This is a genomic window from Streptomyces mesophilus, from assembly GCF_040300965.1.
Taxonomy (GTDB): domain Bacteria; phylum Actinomycetota; class Actinomycetes; order Streptomycetales; family Streptomycetaceae; genus Streptomyces; species Streptomyces mesophilus_A.
The window spans coordinates 11,666-29,130 of the sequence record NZ_JBEPEW010000023.1; the positions used below are offsets into that span (position 1 = coordinate 11,666).

Below are 17,465 nucleotides of genomic sequence, written 5' to 3' on the forward strand. Positions count from 1 at the left end.
CGCGCAGGCAACATGTGGGCCACCTCACAAGGCCTTAACGCCTGCTTACAAAACCCGCTTACGAAACACCCGCATACAAAACCCCCTTACACAAACCGACAGGTGGTGGCACACGTGCGTCTGCGCACTCCCCTCGCCCTGCTCGGGGCCGCGCTCCTCGTCCTCGGGGCCCCGCCGCTGCTCTCGGCGGGCAGCGGTGCCGACGACGGCACCAAGATCCCCAGGCTGCGCTTCATGGTCCCCAACACCCCGGGCGGCGGCTACGACGTCACCGCACGCACCGCCGCCAAGGACGCGGAGGACGCCGGACTCACGCACGGCATCGAGGTGTTCAACATGCCCGGCGCCGGCGGCACCGTGGGCCTGGCCCGGATCGCAGAGGACAAGGGCAACGGACGGCTCGCGATGTCCATGGGCCTCGGCGTGGTCGGCGCCGCGCGCTCCAACGACTCCCCGAAGACCCTCGCCGACACCACCCCGATCGCCCGGCTCACGGAGGAGCAGGACGTCGTGGTGGTCGCCAAGGACTCCCCGTACAAGACCATCGACGATCTCGTCGGCGCCTGGAAGAAGAACCCGGGCAAGCTCCCGGTCGGCGGCGGTTCGTCGCCCGGCGGGCCCGACCATCTCGCACCGATGCTGATGGCGCGCGCCGCCGGGATCGCGCCCAAGGACGTCAACTACATCCCGTTCGACGGCGGCGGCGAACTGCTCGCCTCGATCCTCGGCAACAAGGTCGCCTTCGGCGTCTCGGGCGTCGGCGAGTACCTGGACCAGATCAAGTCCGGCGAGCTGCGACTGCTCGCCGTGACCGGACCCGAGCGGGTCCCGGGCCTGGACGGCCCGACGCTCATGGAGTCCGGATACGACGTGAACTTCACCAACTGGCGCGGCATCGTCGCCCCGCCCGGCCTCGACGAGGACGAGCGGACCAAACTCATCGAGTTCTTCGAGGAGCTCCATGACTCGCCCGAGTGGAAGAAGTCGCTCGAGGTCAACGGCTGGACCGACGCCTTCGTGACGGGGGAGAAGTTCGGCGACTTCCTGGAGAGCGAGGACAAGCGCGTGGTGTCCGTACTGAAGGAGCTGGGTCTGTGACGGCCACCATCGAACCCCCTGAGAAGGCACCCGAGAGCAAGTCCTGGCTGCGGGAGTATTCCGAACTCGGCGTCAGCGTCCTGCTGTTGGCGCTCGGCATCCTGGTGCTCACCGACGCGCTGACGATGGAGGTGGACATCGAGCAGCGCGGCCCGATCGGGCCGAAGACCGTGCCGATCGTGGTCGGCATCGGACTGCTCGTGATCGCCGTGCTGCTCGCGATCGACGTGCTGCGCGGCGGCCGCGGCGAGGCCGAGGGCGGCGAGGACATCGACCTGTCCGAACCGGCCGACATGCGCACGGTGCTGCTGCTCAGCGGTGTCTTCCTCGGCTTCGCGGTGCTCATCGGCCCGCTCGGCTTCCCCATCGCGGGCGCACTGCTCTTCTGGGGCGCCGCCTATGCGCTCGGCTCACGACGGCTCGACCGCGACCCGCTGATCGCGGCGGTGCTCTCCGTCGTCACGTACGCCGTCTTCAACAACCTGCTCGGGGTCCCGCTGCCCGGCGGCCCGCTGATCGGAGCGCTGTGACATGAACGCTCTCAACTCCCTGATGGACGGCTTCGGTACGGCACTGACGCCCATCAATCTGCTCTGGGCCGCGATCGGTGTGCTGCTCGGCACGGCGATCGGAGTGCTGCCCGGCATCGGCCCCGCGATGGCGGTGGCGCTGCTGCTCCCCGTGACGTACGGGCTCGACCCGACGGGCGCGTTCATCATGTTCGCGGGCATCTACTACGGGGCGATGTTCGGCGGTTCGACCACCTCGATCCTGCTCAACACCCCAGGTGAGAGTGCGGCGGTGGTCGCCGCCATCGAGGGCAACCCGATGGCCAAGTCCGGCCGGGGCGCGCAGGCGCTCGCGGCCGCGGCGATCGGGCACTTCGCGGGCGGCATGGTCGGCACGATCCTGCTCGTGGCCCTCGCACCGAAGATCGCGGACCTCGCGGTGGACATCGGCGCGCCCGACTACTTCGCCATCATGGTGCTCGCGTTCATCGCGGTGACGAGTGTGCTCGGCTCCTCCCGTATCCGCGGACTCGCCTCGCTGCTCATCGGTCTCACCATCGGCCTGGTCGGCCTCGACCAGATGACCGGCCAGCAGCGTCTGACCGGCGGCTCGCTCCAACTCGCCGACGGTGTGGACGTGGTGATCGTCGCGGTCGGTCTGTTCGCGATCGGCGAGGCCCTGTGGGTGGCCGCCCATCTGCGCCGCGGCGGTGCCGAGGCGATTCCGGTCGGCCGGCCCTGGCTCGGCAAGGCGGACGTCAAGCGGTCCTGGAAGTCCTGGCTGCGCGGACCGGTGATCGGCTTCCCGTTCGGCGCGATCCCGGCGGGCGGTGCGGAGATCCCGACATTCCTGTCGTACGTCACCGAGAAGCGGCTGTCCAAGCACAAGGACGAGTTCGGCAAGGGCGCCATCGAAGGCGTCGCGGGCCCCGAGTCGGCCGCGTCCGCTTCGGCGGCGGGCACGCTGGTCTCGATGCTGACCCTCGGTCTGCCCACCACCGCTGTCGCGGCCGTGATGCTCGCCGCTTTCCAGCAGTACGGGATCCAGCCGGGCCCGCTCCTTTTCGACCGCGAACCGGAACTGGTGTGGGGGCTGATCGCCTCGCTGTTCGTCGGCATGGTGCTGCTGCTCTGCCTCAACCTGCCGCTCGCACCCCTGTGGGCCAAGCTGCTTCGCATCCCGCGCCCGTACCTCTACGCGGGGATCCTCTTCTTCGCGGGAGTCGGTGCGTACGCGGTGGCCGGTGAGGCGATCGACCTGGTGATCCTGCTGGTCATCGGCCTGCTCGGGTTCGGGATGCGCCGCTACGGGCTGCCGGTGCTGCCCGCGGTCATCGGTGTGATCCTCGGCCCGGCCGCCGAGCAGCAGCTGCGGCGCGCGCTGCAGATCAGCGACGGCAGCGTGACAGGCCTGGTCGACACACCGTTCTCCGTCACGGTCTACGTGATCATCCTGCTGCTGCTCGCCTGGCCGCTCCTGAAGAAGCTGGTGCTCCGCAAGGGGCGCAGGGCCGCGCCGGAGCGCGAGGATGCCGCCGTCTGACCGGTGCTGATACGTGACGGGGTGCCGGGCCGCTCAGGCTCGGCACCCCGTCGGCGTCTGTCTGGAGGCGCTCACCGGGCTCAGGCCTCGGGCCACCAGGTCTTGTGGATGTCCTCGCGCACTTCCGGACGCGGGCCCACCCTGCGCTGGGCTTCATCGGAGCGCTCACGCTCACGGCGGATCGCGGGCTTGGGGATCGGCTTGCGGATCGTCTGGCGGCGCATGATGGCCTCCTAGCGTCGAGTCGCCCGGGTGCTGAGTACCGTTCATTCACTCGGTTAGACCCGGGCGAGGAGCCTTTCTCATCGCCGCCCGGTTTGTCAGTGGTGCTTGTCACGCTCCTGACGGGTTTCTTCCCTCCTGGACCAGGGTTCGACCCTCATGTTTCAGCATGTGGGACGACGCGTGAATTCCTTGCGCGGCAAGGGCGTTGGAGCGAGGCCTTCCGGCCAGGGGGAATTGTCGGTGGCGGCTGCGACGATCTCCGTATGAGTGACGAACAGACGCCGGCCGCCACGGTCGACTGGGACGCGGAGGCCGCGGCCTTCGACCGGGAGCCCGACCACGGCCTGCACGACCCGGAGGTCCGCGCCGCCTGGGCCGAGCGGCTCGCGTCCTGGCTGCCGCCCACGGCGTCCGACGTGCTCGACCTCGGCTGCGGTACGGGAAGTCTGGCGCTGCTCGCGCGGGAGCAGGGCCACCGGGTGGTGGGCGTGGACCTGTCGCCCCGGATGGTGGAGCTGGCCCGCACGAAGCTCGGCGCGGGGGCCGAGGTGCTGCTCGGCGACGCGGCCCGGCCACCGGTCGGTGCCAGGACGTTCGATGTCGTGCTTGCCCGTCATGTGCTGTGGACGTTCCCGGACCCGTCGGCGGTTCTGGCGCACTGGTGCTCCTTGCTGCGGCCCGGTGGGCGTCTGGTCCTGGTCGAGGGGGTGTGGGGCGCGGGGACCGGGGGCGTGGGGGCCCGCGGCGCGGGCGGGCTGCCCGTCGAGGAGATCACCGGGGCCCTCGCCCCGCTCGTCACCCGCGTGCACACGGAGGACCTGTCGCCGGATACGCGCCTGTGGGGGCGGCCCGTCGACGACCTGCGGTATGCGGTGGTGGCGCGGCGGGAGTCGCGGCGTCACCGGGAGGTCGTCGACGTCCATCTCCTGGTGCGGCGGGGCGATGAGGTGCTGCTCGCCCGGCGGGCCGGCACCGGCTATGCGGACGGCCTGTGGAATCTGCCGTCCGGTCACGTCGAGGACGGTGAGGACGTCCGGGCCGCGGTCCTGCGCGAGGCGTACGAGGAGGTGGGCCTCCGGCTGGAGCCGTCCGACGTCCAGATGGCGTTGGTGATGCAGCACCGGGGCCCCGGCGGCGCGCCGCGCGTCGGCTGGTTCTTCGAGACGTCGGCCGGCGGCACCCCGGTCAACCGTGAACCGGACAAGTGCGACGCCCTCGCCTGGTACCCGTTGTCCGACCTGCCGGACGGCATGGTCGCGTACGCCCGCGCGGGAGTCGAGGCCCACCGCGCGGGGGAGCGGTTCGTCCTGCACTGGCACGAGGACGGCGACGCGATCGCGTACGAGAGCGATCGCGACCGGTCGGTGCCGCTGCCCGCCACGACCGCAGGACAGGTCCACCACATCGAGCTGTGGGTGCCGGACCTGGCCGCGGCCTCCGCGTCCTGGGGCTGGCTGCTCGGCGAGCTGGGCTACTCCCCGTACCAGGCATGGGAGTTGGGCCGCAGCTGGCGTCTCGGGGAGACCTACGTGGTCGTCGAGCAGTCCGCGGACCTGTCCGGCAGCCGTCATCACCGCACCGCGCCCGGCCTCAACCACCTGGCGTTCCATGTACGGGACCGGGCAGCCCTCGACGCCCTGGTGGCGCGCGCCGCCTCCCACGGGTGGTCCCTGCTGTACGCCGAGGATCATCCGTACGCGGGCGGCAGGCAGCACTGCGCCGCGTACCTGGAGGACGGCCTCGGGTACGAGGTCGAGCTGGTGGCACGGGACGGCGCGGGCGGCCCCGACACAGTCCGCTGACGCGACGGCGTCGGCGACCGGGCGGTGTCGCGCACCCGCCGACGCCACGGCCTCAGTCGAGCAGCGTCGCCAACCCGGAGACCTGCGCGACCACTTCGAGCTCGTCCAGGGCGCGCACTGCCTCCGCCGCCGCCACCGGATCGCGGTCCGTGAGGCCGCTCTCCTCGAACTCGTCCTCGTCCAGGCGCAGCACCGTCGAGCCGTCCGCCGAGACCCACAGGTCCAAGTCGAGGTCCTCGACGACGAGTTCGCCGGAGTCCAGGACCGCCGGGCGGGTCACGTCGCAGTACCAGCCCTTCAGCCAGCCCTGCGCCGTACGCACCTCCTTGACCGAGTACCAGCGGTTGCGCCAGTAGTGCTCGGTGAAGACATCGCCCGGCTCGAAGCGTACGAAGCCGAAGTCCCGCACCCCGTCGCTCGCCCACGGCGCACGGACCGTCACCTGCGTGCCGTCGTCCGCGAGCAGGAGGGCGGGGTAGCGGATCTTCGTACGGCCCGCCTTGGTGAGATGGACCTTGAGCATGTCGTCCTTGAAGGGATCATCCGAGGTCGCGGACATAGCGCACCTCCGTCGCGCAGATTTCGTAACCGAACCATTTGTTGATCGCCAGCATCGGGCCGTTGTCCGAGTCGTTGCCGGTGAACGCCTCGGTGTAGCCGGCCGCACGGGCCCGCCGCAGCGAGTCGGCCTTCGCGAGCTTCGCCAGGCCACGGCCGCGGAACGCCCTTGCGGTGCCCGTCATCCCGGATCCGTAGCGGGTGCGCCCGTCCGTACGGGCCGCCGTGAACGCGGCCGGTGTCCCGTCGACCACGGCGACCGTGCTCAACTCGTGGTCGAGCAGCGGATGGCGCCAGGTCGAGTCGAGCCACTCCTCGAAGTCGTCGAGCTCGGCGTCGAGATCGCCGGGCTCGTCCGCCGTGCACTCCGCGTCGAGCTCGAACATCGGCCGCGGGTCGTCCGCCCAGGCCGACACCGGTACGAGCTCGACATCCGCCGGGATCTCGGGCGGCGGCGGCAGCGTGCCGTTCGCCAGGTCCAGGCGCAGAAAGTGCGCCGAGCGGCTGGCGCGATAACCGCGGCGCTCGGCGAAGGAACGGTTCGTCACCTCGTCGAGCACCCAGGAATAGACCGTGTCGCCCCCGGCGCCCGCGACATGCTCCTCCGCCGTACGCAGCACGAGGGCGCCCACCCCGTGGCCGCGGTGCTCCGGATGTACGTAGACATTCGCGAAGGCCTGCCCGGGAGTGCTGGCCTCGTGCGCGATCCCCGCTTCGGCGCGCGCCACGATCTCACCGCCCCGTTCGGCGACGAAGAGCTGATAGTGACTCGCGGGCGCGGCATGCGAGGTGTCCCACAGGGTCGCCTCGGGCGTGATCACCATGAACGGCAGGGCGGCACGGAGCACTTCGGCGGATGCCGAGGCGTCCTCGGGGCGGAAAGCACGGACGATGACGGTCATGGTCACGGACGTTACGTGGCGCGCGTCAGGCGTGCCTCCCAATTTCGGCGCGGTAGGTATACGGGACTTCGCCCTAGGTATGCGGAACGCGTACCGCCCGTAACGGGCGCTGTCCCGTGCGGCGGCGCGTCCTGCTGCCACAATCGGGCCCGTGACTTTGAAGCTCCGTATCGACCAGGGCGCAGCCGAGGCGCCGTATGAGCAAGTGCGCGCCCAGATCTCCGAGCAGGCACGCTCGGGAGCGCTGCCGGTGGGCTACAAGCTGCCGACCGTACGCGGTCTCGCCGAGACGCTCTCCCTCGCCGCGAACACGGTCGCCAAGGCGTACAAGGCCCTCGAAGCCGACGGCGTGATCGAGACCCGGGGACGCAACGGCACCTTCGTCGCGGCCGCCGGCGGAGCGGCCGAGCAGAAGGCCGCCGAGGCGGCCGCCGCCTACGCGGCCCAGGCCCGACGGCTCGGCCTCGACCGTGCGGCGGCGCTCGCGGCGGTCCAGGACGCGGTGCGGGCGGCGTACTCCTGAGGGCCGGAACCCTTACAAGTACAGCCCCGCATCCGCCCCGCCCCGCGGCTCGGGCACCGAGGTCGGTGACACCCCGCGCCGCAGCGCGTACAGCTCGGCGAGCGTCGCGCCCTCGCGGCCGACGGCCGATGCGGCGTCCGGGAAGTCCGCACCCAGCCAGTCCAGGGACTCGCGCCGGGTGAGCGCGCCCACCTCGATCCGGGCGAGACAGCGGCCGGGCCGGACGACCGCCGGGTGCAGCCGCTCCAGGTCCTCGTTGGTGGTGACGCCGACGAGGACATTGCGGCCCTGGCCGAGCAGTCCGTCCGTGAGGTTGAGCAGCCGGGACAGGGCCTGGCCCGCGGTGTGCTTGGCCTCCCCGCGGATCAGCTCGTCGCAGTCCTCGAGCAGCAGCAGCCGCCAGCGGCCCTTGCCCGCGCCGTCCTCCTCGCCGATCGCGATGTCCATCAGGTAGCCGACATCGTTGAAGAGACGCTCGGGGTCCAGCACACAGTCCACCTGGCACCAGTCCCGCCACGAGCGGGCGAGCGTGCGCAGCGCCGAGGTCTTGCCCGTACCGGGCGGACCGTGCAGCAGAAGCAGCCGGCCCGCGATGTCCTCGGGCGTGGTCTTCATCAGCCGGTCCATCGCATCGGACACCGAGGCCGTGTAGTTGGGCCGCACCTCGTCCCATGTACCGGCGGAGATCTGCCGCGTCGTGCGGTACGGGCCGCGGCGCGGCGATACGTACCAGAAGCCCATCGTGACGTTGTCCGGCTGCGGTTCGGGCTCGTCGGCCGCGTCCTCGGTGACCTGTTTGACCACACGTTCGGCGAGTTCGGCCGAGGTGGCGATCACCGTCACGTCGGCGCCGCGGCTCCAACGCGAGATGAGCAGCGTCCAGCCCTCGCCCTCCGCGAGGGTCGCCGAGCGGTCGTCGTCACGGACCGCGCGCAGCACCTTCGCGCCGGACGGCACCAGATCCAGGCCTGCCTTGACGCGCTCGATGGACACACCGTGCGAGTACGGCTGCTCGCCCACGGCGAACCGGGCGAGGAACAGCGCGTCCACGACATCCGACGGTGAGTCGTTGTCGTCCATGTTCAGCCTGATCGGCAGGGCCTGCCGCGGGTCCTTTTCGGGCATGCGGTACATGATCCGTCACGAAGGGCCCCAGCGCACGGCATTTCGGGTGCCGTCCCGCGCACCCGGTGCTCTGAACGGGTGTGTTACACACCCGTGGCAACGGAGCCTGTCATTCCGTCAACCGGCCCGATTACCCTTGCCCGTTGATGGGACGTCATGGGTGGAAATCGGGGGCACGGCGGTGGCGGCTCACCGCGTTGCTCGGCGTGGGCCTGGCCGCACTGGCGCTGGTCCTGACGCTCAGCAACCTGCCCGACGGCAATGGTTCGACCGCTGGTACGACGACCGACGGCGACAAGGTGTGGGGTTCTCCCACGATCCCCACCGAACGGCCCGAGGCCGAACTCGGCTGGGGTTTCACGCACACCGAGCACAGCGCGGACGAGGGGGAGGACGGTGCGGTCGAGCGCGCCGAGAAGACCCTCACCGGACCGCGTCTGCCGCAGCTGCAGCACATCATGGGCTGGGGCTCGGACAACCCCGAACCCTCGCCGGGCCGTTACCGGTTCGGTGAGATGGACGCGCGCATGGACTTCATCCGCGCCACCGGCAGCACCCCCGTGGTGACCCTGTGCTGCGCCCCGGACTGGATGAAGGGTGGCAAGGGCGGTGTCGACAACACCGACTGGGACCGGCTCGAGACCCCGCCCGACCCCCGGCACTTCAAGGACTTCGCCAAGCTCGCCGCGACCGTGGCCAAGCGCTATCCGGACGTGCGGCACTTCATCGTCTGGAACGAGTTCAAGGGGTTCTGGAACGACGCCGAGGAACGCTGGGACTACGAGGGCTACACGCAGCTCTACAACCTGGTGTACCGCGAACTGAAGAAGGTCAACAAGGACATCCTCGTCGGCGGCCCGTATCTGGTGATGGACAGCCTCAACCCGCGCCAGAGCGAGAACGCCTCCGACGAGCTCAAGGGCGACTGGGGCAGCGCGGACCAGCGGGTGCTCGACGCCTTCGACTACTGGAACGAGCACAAGGCCGGTGCCGACTTCGTGGTCGTGGACGGCTCCAGCTACACCGCCGACGACGAGCTGATCCCCGACGAGTTCGCCGCCACCGAGAAGTTCACCGATGTGAGCGAGTGGGTGCGGCAGCGTTCCGAGGGGCTGCCGCTGTGGTGGGCCGAGTACTACGTGGAGCCGGGCGACCACAACGACAACCGCGACGACTGGGCCGAACCGCACCGGGTCGCCGTGCAGGCCGCCGGCCTGATCGCGATGGCGCGGGGCGGCACGACCACGGCGTTCTACTGGAACCCGCAAAAGCGCGGCAAGGACTGCGCCGGCTGTCTGTGGACCTCCACCGAACTGGACGACGGCGGCGCCGGGTTGCCGATGCTCGGCCTGCTCGAGCGCTTCCACAAGGAGTTCCCGCCCGGCACGTCGTACGAGGACGTCACCGTCTCGCCCGAGGACGCATCGGTCCGTGTCCTCGCCGACGACAAGGCCCTCCTCGTGGTGAACACCGTCGACCGCACCACGCAGGTGACGGTCGACGGCAAACGCCTCACGCTCAAGCCGTACGAGGTGCGGTGGGCGGGCCGTTGAGGCCCGCCCCGCACAGCTGGGGCCACAGCTAGGCCAGCGTCAGGAACCGCTGCACCAGTGAGGCGAGCAGTACCGCGAGCAGCGGCAGCGAGAACCAGTACGTGGACTGGAGCCACTGCAACTGCCGTACGCTCGGCGGCGCCGCCACCCGTACGACCTCGCGCACGGCGAGCAGCGCGATCAGCGCGATCGCCGCGAGCGCACCCACAACCGACCAGGGCGTCCAGGTGACCTGGGGTCCGATCGGACCCGGATCCGCCTTCTTGACCTCGTCGTCCGGCTGCTGGCGCAGCGTGTACAGCGTGGCGTCCGCGTTGCTGTACGCGCGTTTCAGCTCGGGCCGGTCGTCGAGGTTGTTCATCAGGCGCTTGTCCCAGTTGCGGGGATAGCCGCCGTCCAGGTTGAGCGTGGTGGTCTGGCCGCGGTTCACCATCAGATACGAGTTGGGCCCGGCGTCCCTGAGCGATTTGATCAGCGAGCCCACGAGGACCGGGTCGAGCGGCGCAAGGGTGGGCTTGTACTCGACCTTCTCCATGTCCTGCTTGCCCCAAGGAGCCGCGGGCGTCACGTTGTTGACCTCATCGTCGGTGAGCCAGAGCAGCCGCACCGTCGGATCCGAGTGGTCGTACACGTACTCCATCGCCGCGACCTCGCCCGGCCTGACCCGCTCGAAGGGCTCATTGCCCCAGCGGGCGATCAGGAACCCGCCGACCAGGAGCAGGCCCGCCATCAGGGCCGCGAGCGGCGCGAGCGAGACCCGGTCGCGGTCGCGTTCCTGCGCGGTGATCCCGGTGCGCGGGAACAGGGCGAGACCGGCGAGCAGCGCCGCACCCGGCAGCGCGAACATGAACACGCGCAGCGCCATCTCGCCGCCGTACGACTGCATGCCGAACCCGAGGAACGGCACGAAGGTCAGGATGACCAGCGAACGTTCCGCGTACTGGTAGCCGCGCCTGCGCCACCAGCCCCACACGGCGAGCGCCATGACCAGGCCGGCCAGGCCCACCCGCGAGTAGAGGACCAGCTGGTGGATCGAGCTGCCGCCCTCGATCCGTCCGCCGACGGACGAGGTGACATTGCCCCCGACGCCGCCGACGCCGCCGAACAGTTCCTCGAAGTGCCCCGACCAGTAGGGCTCGGCGAGGAAGCCGATCCAGACCACGACCAGGATGCCGAAGAGGATCGGCAGGCCGCGCAGTTCGGAGCGGCCGAAGACGACAAGGGCGGCGATCACCCCGAGCATCACGAACGGGGTGAGCTGATGCGCCGGCACCGTCGCCGCGAACAGCGCTATCAGGACGAGGACCAGCGTCGCGCGCTGTCCGCGCGTGGTCTCGAGGACCTCGGCCTCGCCCGGGCGCCGCTTGGCCCAGAGCACTCTCGGCGCGCGGAACCAGACAAGCAGGATCGCCACGAAGGCGATGTAGAGCAGATACGTGAAGCCCTGCGGCGAGAAGTAGTCCTGGCCCACCCAGCCGCTGAGCACGAAGATCCACACGCCCGCCCACTTGGCCCGCCAGCTCGCCCGCATGGAGCGGATGAGCAGGAACATCGGGGCAAGATAGGCGAGTTGGACGCACATCGGCCACCAGCGGATGACCTCGCGCATATCGCTCACGCCACAGGCCTCGGCGATGAACGTGGCGGCCGCGAAGAAGCCCGGCCAGCTCCAGCGTGCGTCCAGGTCGGGGACGGCGGAGCCGGTGCGGTCGATGTACTCCATGAAGCCCAGGTGCTGCCACGCCGTCGCGAAACGCGGCTCCGCCTCGATCACGGCGGGCAGTGCGTGCAGCGAGACGAGCGTGCCCAGCAAGGCGAGGGTGAGCAGCAGCCGATGGGGCCGCTCATGCCAGAGCAGCGACGCGAAGGTGACCACGAGCAGCGCCGCGCCAAGGAGGGTCGCGGGCGGCAGCACGGAGATCAGTCCGAGCCCGTTCATCGCGTCGAGATCCGCGTCGTCCATGCCGAGCACCGGCACCCAGTACAGGCCGAGCGCGACGATCAGGAGCAGCCCGAGCCCGTACGAGCGGGAGACGGGTGTCGGCGCGGCCACGGCGCTGCGAGGCGGCTCGGGCGGCTCGGGGGCAGGACTCGACGGCGTGAATGCCCGCGCCCGCGGTACGGCCGATGAACTCGCCACCACCGACGGGAACTTGGACCGCTGCTCCCGTGCCACCGGTGTCCGCTCGGCGCCCGGTTCCTCGCTCGCCTCCCGCGAAGGCTCGGACGCGGCGGCGGAGGCCGCGGACGGGGGTATGGGCGGTGGTGTGGACGGGCGCGGGGGGAGCGCCGACGGGAGCCGCAGGGCCCAGGTGGGGCGGTGGTCGCCGGGGTCGGACGGGGGAGCGGGCGGGGTGCCGCCGTCGCGCGGTGTGTCGACGGGCTCGTCGTCCGCTTCGTCGCGGGGTTCGGCCGGCTCGTCGGCGGGCGGGGCGTCGGCAGGCGGCTTGTCCACGGGTGAGGTGCCGGACGGCGGTTCGTCGGCAGGCGACGTGTCGGGGGACGCCTCGTCGGCAGGCGATTTGGCGGAAGACGGCTCGTCGGCCGGCGACTTGGCGGAAGACGGCTCGTCGGCCGGCGACTTGGCGGAAGACGGCTCGTCGGCAGGCGACGTGGCGGAGGGCGGCTCGTCGGCAGGTCGCTCGAAGGCGGTCCGGGGGTCGGCGGGCCGCTTGTCCCGGGGCCGTTCGTCCGCGGGCTCGTCCTGCGGGGCGGCTGCCTTCGTGGCCGCTTCCTGCGAGGCGGCTGCCTTCGTGGCTGCCTCCTGCGAGCCCGCTGCCTTCGTGGCCGTCTCCTTCGAGGGCTCCGCACCCGTGGACACGTCGGCTCGTACGGTGACGGCATCCCCATCCTGTACGGCCGGAACGGCCCCGCTCCGTACGGCCGGAACGTCCTCACCCCGTACGGTCGGCGCATCCCCGCCCCGTACGACCGGAGCGTCCACCACTGCGTCCTCGGCCATCTCCTCGTCCTCCGTCCGATCCGCCCCGGCCGGCGGCTTCTGCGCACCGCCCCCGTCGCCGGACACCGCCTTCACCGCCCACGACGGGCCGACGCCCGTGTCCACGGGCGTGGGCCGGATGCGCTGATGCGGGGCGCGCGGCGCCTCGGGCACGACGATCGGCAGACCTCCGGCGGGCGTCCCCGGGCCGGGACGGACGTCCGGGCGGCGGTCCAAGTGGTCGAAGTCCAGCGGGAGTCCGAGCTGGAGCGTCTCCGCGTCGAGCGCCGCGCGCAGCGCCCAGGTGGGCCGTCGCACCAGCGGACCCAGGGCCATCGTGGTCTCGCCGGACGGCGCTCCGACGTCGGAGAGGTCGCCGTCGGCCGTCACCGGCTCGGGCGCCCGCGCGGGCGGGGCGCCGCGTACGACCCCGTACAGCCTGACGGCGGAGATCGAACCGATCACCGCGAGGCTGCAGACCTCCGCGACACCGGCGCCGGTGAGCCCCATACGCGGAAGGAGCACCAGCGTGAGACCGAGCACGAGGACGCACAACGCGCCCTGCAGATAGGCGAGCGGTGAGGTGCGGCTCTGGGCGCGCAGGACCGCGAAGTAGGTCTCGATGATCACGCGGAGCAGCGCACCGACCGCGAACCAGCGCAGTAAAGGAGTGGCCGCGTCCGCGTATCCGCTGCCGAAGACGGCGAGGATGTAGGGCGCTCCGAAGAACAGGATCGCGCAGACCGGCAGCATGATCCGCGCCATCCGCTTCAGCGCGGCCCGGCAGTTGGCGGCCAGCTGGCTCGGATCATGGGCGCCCTCGACGGTCAGCGAGGCGCCCATGTTGATGGCGAGCAGATTGACCGTGCCGCCTATCGTCGTGGCGATGTAGAAGTACGCGTTGTCCGCCGAGCCGACCTGCGCCGCGACGATCACCGGGATCAGATAGACGACGGCCAGCGAGAACAGCGAGCCGGTGTAGTCGCCGGCCAGGAAGCGCCCCATCTCGCGCAGCGACGGCGGCTGCACGGTGTCCTTGGTGGCTTCCGTGTGCCTCGGCACGAGGCGCCGGAACACCAGCCAGCCGAGCGGCAGCACCGACACCGCGATGGCCGCGACCCAGGAGACGAACACCCCGGCCGTCGGGATCGCCGCCGCGAACGCGACCAGGAGCACCAGCTTGACGATGGAGAACACGGTGTTGCCCACCGGCACCCACAGCGCACTGCGCAGCCCTGTGAGCACTCCGTCCTGCAGCGTCAGCAGCGACCATGCGACGACGGCGACCAGGAACCCCAGACCTGGCAACGGCCCGTCCAGGAAGGCGAACGAGGGCCCCCACAGATCGAGCGTGAGCAGGAAGATCCCCGCGGCGAACGCCACCGCGAGCGAACTGCCCGCGTACGTACGGAGGATGAGCTTGCCCGTCGTACGGCCCGCGACCGGGATGAACCGGGCCATCGCGCCGGTGAGGGTGAGCGCCGCGAGACCGGCGATCAGCTTCATCGCCGCGATCGCCGCCGAGCCCTGGCCGACCGCCGCGTCCGAGTAGTAGCGGGCGGCGGCCAGCCAGAAGCCCAGGCCGAGCACGGCGGAGATCCCGGTGTTCAGCATCAGCGCGTAGGCGTTGCGGAACAGCGGACTGCCGCCGCCCGAGGGCAGCTTGAGTCTGCGCCCGTCGGGCTGCCGAGGTCGCCCGGGCGCCCGGTTCACCTCGGAGGCCGCCTGGGCGGTGGACGTGTCAGACACGGGTGAGGCCGGCCTTTCGGCGGAGCTTGCGGGTTCTTCGGACGAGGGAGTACCCCTTGGTCAACGCACGGTCCTTCGCGAAGGTTCGGGCCACACCCCGGCCCTCCACGGAACGCGCGAATTCCTCGGCCGTGGTGCCGCGGCGCACGGTGAGCCGCTGGAGCGCGTACGGGCCCTGCGGCCGGCGCGCGAGCCGGTTGCCGACCGCGAGCGCCTGCCCGTAACCACTGGCACGCACGAGCCGGCGTACCGAGGCGTCCGAGTAGCCGTAGGGATACGCGAAGGAGTCCGGCCTGCTGCCGGTCTCGTCGCCGACGATCTCGCGGCAGCGAAGCAGCTCGAACCACAGGGCGTCCTCGGCCAGTTGATCGAGCTGGGGATGGGTGTGGCTGTGCCCGCCGATCTCGATGCCCGCCTGTGCGAGGGCCCTGACCTGCTGCCAGTCCAGCATGGTGTCGAGCGCGCCGCCGGTGTCGTACGCGCCGCGCAGCCAGCCGGTCGTGACGAACACCGTGGCCGTGAAGTCATGCCGGGCCAGGACGGGCAACGCATGCCCGTGCACGCCCTCGTAGCCGTCGTCGAAGGTGATGAGGACGGGCTTGGGCGGCAGCGGTTTCCCGTCGCGCCAGGCGGCGGCCAGGCGCGCCGTGGTGACGGGCGTGAAACCGCCCGCCGCCAGGACGTCCATCTGCTCCGCGAACGCCTCCGGTGCGACGGACAGATCACGGGTCGCGGGCGCGGGTGCGTGCGCGACCGCGTGGTACATCAGTATCGGTACAGCCTGGCTGCTCATCCCGCGGCCCCCTGACCGTCCGCGTCCCCACGTCTCATGCCGCGGCCCCCTCCCCGTCCGCGTCACGCGGCGTGGGCATGGAGATCTCGGCGACGCGGAAGGACCCGCCTCCCCTGCGGACCCGAACGCTCCCGAGTACGTACCCACCGGCGGCCGCGGCCACTCCGGCCACAATCGCCCCCGCCCGCCCGGCGCCCCCGCGCCGGCCGAGCACCGCGTCGCGCAGCCCGCGCGCGACGCCCGCGGGCAGGACGCGGGTGGTGTAGCGGCGTTCGGACTCGAGTCCCTTGTCGCTGCCCACACTTCGCGCCACCAGAGCTTTCGACAAGCCCTCCGCGTACGTACGGGTGCGGAAGTAGCCAAAGCGCTCGCGGACTTCGGGAACCCGGTGGTGGATCACCGCGCGGTCGTCGATGAGCAGCACGGCCTCGGGCATCGCCCGCGTGAGGCGGATGCACAGCTCCGTCTCCTCGCAGCCGAGCGGCCGTTTGTCGCCGTCGCGGCCGATGCCGGTCGCGAAGCCGCCCGCGACCGAGAAGGCCTCACGCCGGAACGAGGCGTTGCCGCCCAGGACGTTGCGCACCCGCACCAGACCCTCGGGCAGTCCCTTGTACGTACAGCCCACGACCCAGTCGAACTCGGCCGGAAACCAGTCGGGCCTGCGCCCCGAGGCCCAGATGGGCATGGTGCGCCCGCCGACCGCCATCACGTCCGGATCGTCGTACGCCTCGGCGAAGTGAAGCAGCCACTCGCGCTCGGCCACCGCGTCGTCGTCGAGGAAGGCGATCACCTCGCCGTGCGACGCGGCGATGCCGGTGTTGCGGCCCGCGGACAGGCCGCGGGGGCCCGCGTTCGCGAGCACCCGCACCTTCGCAGCGCCCTCGGGGGACTCCTTGTACTCCTTGGTGAGCCGGTCGAGGAGCGCCTCGTTGTGATCCACCACGAGAAGCGTCTCCAGGGCGGGCCTGGACTGCGCGCGCACCGAGGCGACCGCCGCGAGGATGTCCTCCCAGCGGTCCTCGGTGTACACGCAGATCACCACGGAGATGCGTGGTTCGCTCAAGGCCGTTCGCCCTTCTCGGAGCGGTCACCGCCGTGCACGCGGACCTCGTTGAGCCCGACGAACTGGGCCCGCCTGCGCCGCTGTTGGCGGTCCGCGCGCTCCTTGAGGATCACCTTGAGCACCCTGATGCCGTCACGGACGGCGCGCAGATTGCTCGCGCCGTGGATCCGTACGTACTCGTGGCTGGGGATCTCCTGGACCTTCAGGCCCGCCTTGACGACCCGGATGTTCATCAGGGTCTCGACCTCGAAGCCGGTGCAGTCGAGTTCGATCTTGTCGAGGCAGTAGCGCCAGAAGGCGTTGTAGCCGTAGCAGAGATCGGTGTAGCGGGCGCCGAACTTGCGGTTGACCACCGCGCACAGCGCCCAGTTGCCGAGCTTGCGGATCGGCGTCATGTCGTCGGTGCCGCCGCCGTTGGCGAAGCGCGAGCCCTTGGCGAAGTCGGCTCCGGAGACGAGCGCGGAGACATAGGACAGGATCTCGTGGCCGTCGGCCGAGCCGTCCGCGTCGACCATCACGATGATGTCGCCGGTGCAGGCCGCGAAGCCGGTGATGAGGGCATCCCCCTTGCCCTTGCCGGTCTGCGTCACCACCTTGACGTCCGGCCACAGCTTCCTGGCGACGGCGACGGTGTCATCCGTGGAATTGCCGTCGACCAGAACCACTTCATGGATCCAGTCGGGCAGCGTTTCGAAGACGTACGGGAGATTCTCCGCCTCGTTCATGGCGGGGATCACCACACTCACCGGCGGTGCTATCGCAAGGTGAGTGGAGACCGGACGGTACTGGTCGGGTATTCGTCCGGCCCTTGTCGAGTGGCCGTTCTCGGACGGCGCGATTAATGGATCGTCACCCGGTACTGCCGGGCGCAGAAATGCACTCATGAGTCAGGTCCCTCTCGTCCGGTGGACGGCCCGCCCCCGGGCAGTCCGGATGAGTTTCCGGTTCGAAAGGGGGGTTGTTCTCATCGTGAGGCATGACGGATCGAGCTCCCGGCACACCGGATGAGCTGGCTTGTGCTGCCGCGCGGCGCGTGATTCGGCAGTGTTGCGTTCACCGAGCACGGCACCCCCCTACCGCG

Annotated in this window: 14 protein-coding genes; 6 read left to right on the plus strand and 8 right to left on the minus strand. The window is 70.7% G+C overall.

What is annotated here, in order from left to right:
• Positions 1-114 precede the first annotated feature (114 nt).
• Genes ABT367_RS11565 through ABT367_RS11575 form a run of 3 tightly spaced genes read left to right on the plus strand, consistent with a single transcriptional unit; the run spans position 115 to position 3,150 of the window.
• Positions 115-1,098 carry a Bug family tripartite tricarboxylate transporter substrate binding protein gene (locus ABT367_RS11565; RefSeq protein WP_352252017.1) on the plus strand — a complete coding sequence of 328 codons (984 nt, stop codon included), beginning with the start codon at positions 115-117 and terminating at the stop codon, positions 1,096-1,098.
• Entirely contained in the window at positions 1,095-1,628 is a 534-nt protein-coding gene (locus tag ABT367_RS11570) for a tripartite tricarboxylate transporter TctB family protein (protein WP_352252019.1), read from the plus strand. The genes ABT367_RS11565 and ABT367_RS11570 overlap by 4 nt, the downstream gene beginning before the upstream one ends.
• Before the next feature lies 1 nt (position 1,629).
• Positions 1,630-3,150: a tripartite tricarboxylate transporter permease gene (locus ABT367_RS11575; protein WP_352252021.1), complete on the plus strand. Its 1,521-nt coding sequence runs from the start codon at positions 1,630-1,632 to the stop codon at positions 3,148-3,150.
• 80 nt (positions 3,151-3,230) lie between these two features.
• Here ABT367_RS11575 and ABT367_RS11580 read toward each other — a convergent pair whose 3' ends face one another.
• Positions 3,231-3,374: a hypothetical protein gene (locus tag ABT367_RS11580; protein WP_352252023.1), complete on the minus strand. Its 144-nt coding sequence runs from the start codon at positions 3,372-3,374 to the stop codon at positions 3,231-3,233.
• 264 nt (positions 3,375-3,638) lie between these two features.
• Here ABT367_RS11580 and ABT367_RS11585 point away from each other — a divergent pair, with 264 nt between their 5' ends.
• Positions 3,639-5,177 (plus strand): trifunctional class I SAM-dependent methyltransferase/NUDIX hydrolase/VOC family protein, encoded by a 1,539-nt coding sequence (locus ABT367_RS11585; RefSeq protein WP_352252025.1) that lies wholly within the window; start codon positions 3,639-3,641, stop codon positions 5,175-5,177.
• Between the two features lie 52 nt (positions 5,178-5,229).
• Here the strand turns inward: ABT367_RS11585 and ABT367_RS11590 are convergent, their stop codons facing one another.
• Both ABT367_RS11590 and ABT367_RS11595 read right to left on the minus strand, forming a co-directional pair.
• Positions 5,230-5,736, minus strand: a complete 507-nt coding sequence (locus tag ABT367_RS11590; RefSeq protein ID WP_352252027.1) for a DUF402 domain-containing protein — start codon at positions 5,734-5,736, stop codon at positions 5,230-5,232.
• Complete coding sequence (locus tag ABT367_RS11595) at positions 5,717-6,637, minus strand: GNAT family N-acetyltransferase (protein ID WP_352252029.1); 921 nt, start codon at positions 6,635-6,637, stop codon at positions 5,717-5,719. Before ABT367_RS11595 ends, ABT367_RS11590 begins: the two co-directional genes overlap by 20 nt.
• Before the next feature lie 151 nt (positions 6,638-6,788).
• Here ABT367_RS11595 and ABT367_RS11600 point away from each other — a divergent pair, with 151 nt between their 5' ends.
• On the plus strand, positions 6,789-7,160 hold the full coding sequence (locus tag ABT367_RS11600) for a GntR family transcriptional regulator (protein ID WP_352252031.1): 372 nt from the start codon (positions 6,789-6,791) through the stop codon (positions 7,158-7,160).
• A gap of 12 nt (positions 7,161-7,172) precedes the next feature.
• Here the strand turns inward: ABT367_RS11600 and ABT367_RS11605 are convergent, their stop codons facing one another.
• Complete coding sequence (locus ABT367_RS11605) at positions 7,173-8,285, minus strand: DUF5925 domain-containing protein (RefSeq protein WP_352252033.1); 1,113 nt, start codon at positions 8,283-8,285, stop codon at positions 7,173-7,175.
• Positions 8,286-8,431: 146 nt separating this feature from the next.
• On the opposite strand from ABT367_RS11605, the gene ABT367_RS11610 reads away from it, so the two are divergent.
• A complete protein-coding gene (locus ABT367_RS11610; RefSeq protein WP_352252035.1) occupies positions 8,432-9,838 on the plus strand; it encodes a GH39 family glycosyl hydrolase in 1,407 nt (468 codons plus the stop codon).
• Between the two features lie 28 nt (positions 9,839-9,866).
• On the opposite strand, the gene ABT367_RS11615 is transcribed toward ABT367_RS11610, so the two are convergent.
• From ABT367_RS11615 to ABT367_RS11630, 4 genes are read right to left on the minus strand one after another with little or no spacing between them, the layout of a single operon-like run.
• Entirely contained in the window at positions 9,867-14,528 is a 4,662-nt protein-coding gene (locus ABT367_RS11615) for a polysaccharide biosynthesis C-terminal domain-containing protein (RefSeq protein WP_352252037.1), read from the minus strand.
• On the minus strand, positions 14,521-15,321 hold the full coding sequence (locus ABT367_RS11620; protein ID WP_352252039.1) for a polysaccharide deacetylase family protein: 801 nt from the start codon (positions 15,319-15,321) through the stop codon (positions 14,521-14,523). The genes ABT367_RS11615 and ABT367_RS11620 overlap by 8 nt, the downstream gene beginning before the upstream one ends.
• A gap of 34 nt (positions 15,322-15,355) precedes the next feature.
• Positions 15,356-16,384 (minus strand): glycosyltransferase family 2 protein, encoded by a 1,029-nt coding sequence (locus ABT367_RS11625; protein ID WP_352252041.1) that lies wholly within the window; start codon positions 16,382-16,384, stop codon positions 15,356-15,358.
• Complete coding sequence (locus ABT367_RS11630) at positions 16,381-17,268, minus strand: glycosyltransferase family 2 protein (RefSeq protein WP_352252043.1); 888 nt, start codon at positions 17,266-17,268, stop codon at positions 16,381-16,383. The genes ABT367_RS11625 and ABT367_RS11630 overlap by 4 nt, the downstream gene beginning before the upstream one ends.
• Between the last annotated feature and the right edge of the window lie 197 nt (positions 17,269-17,465).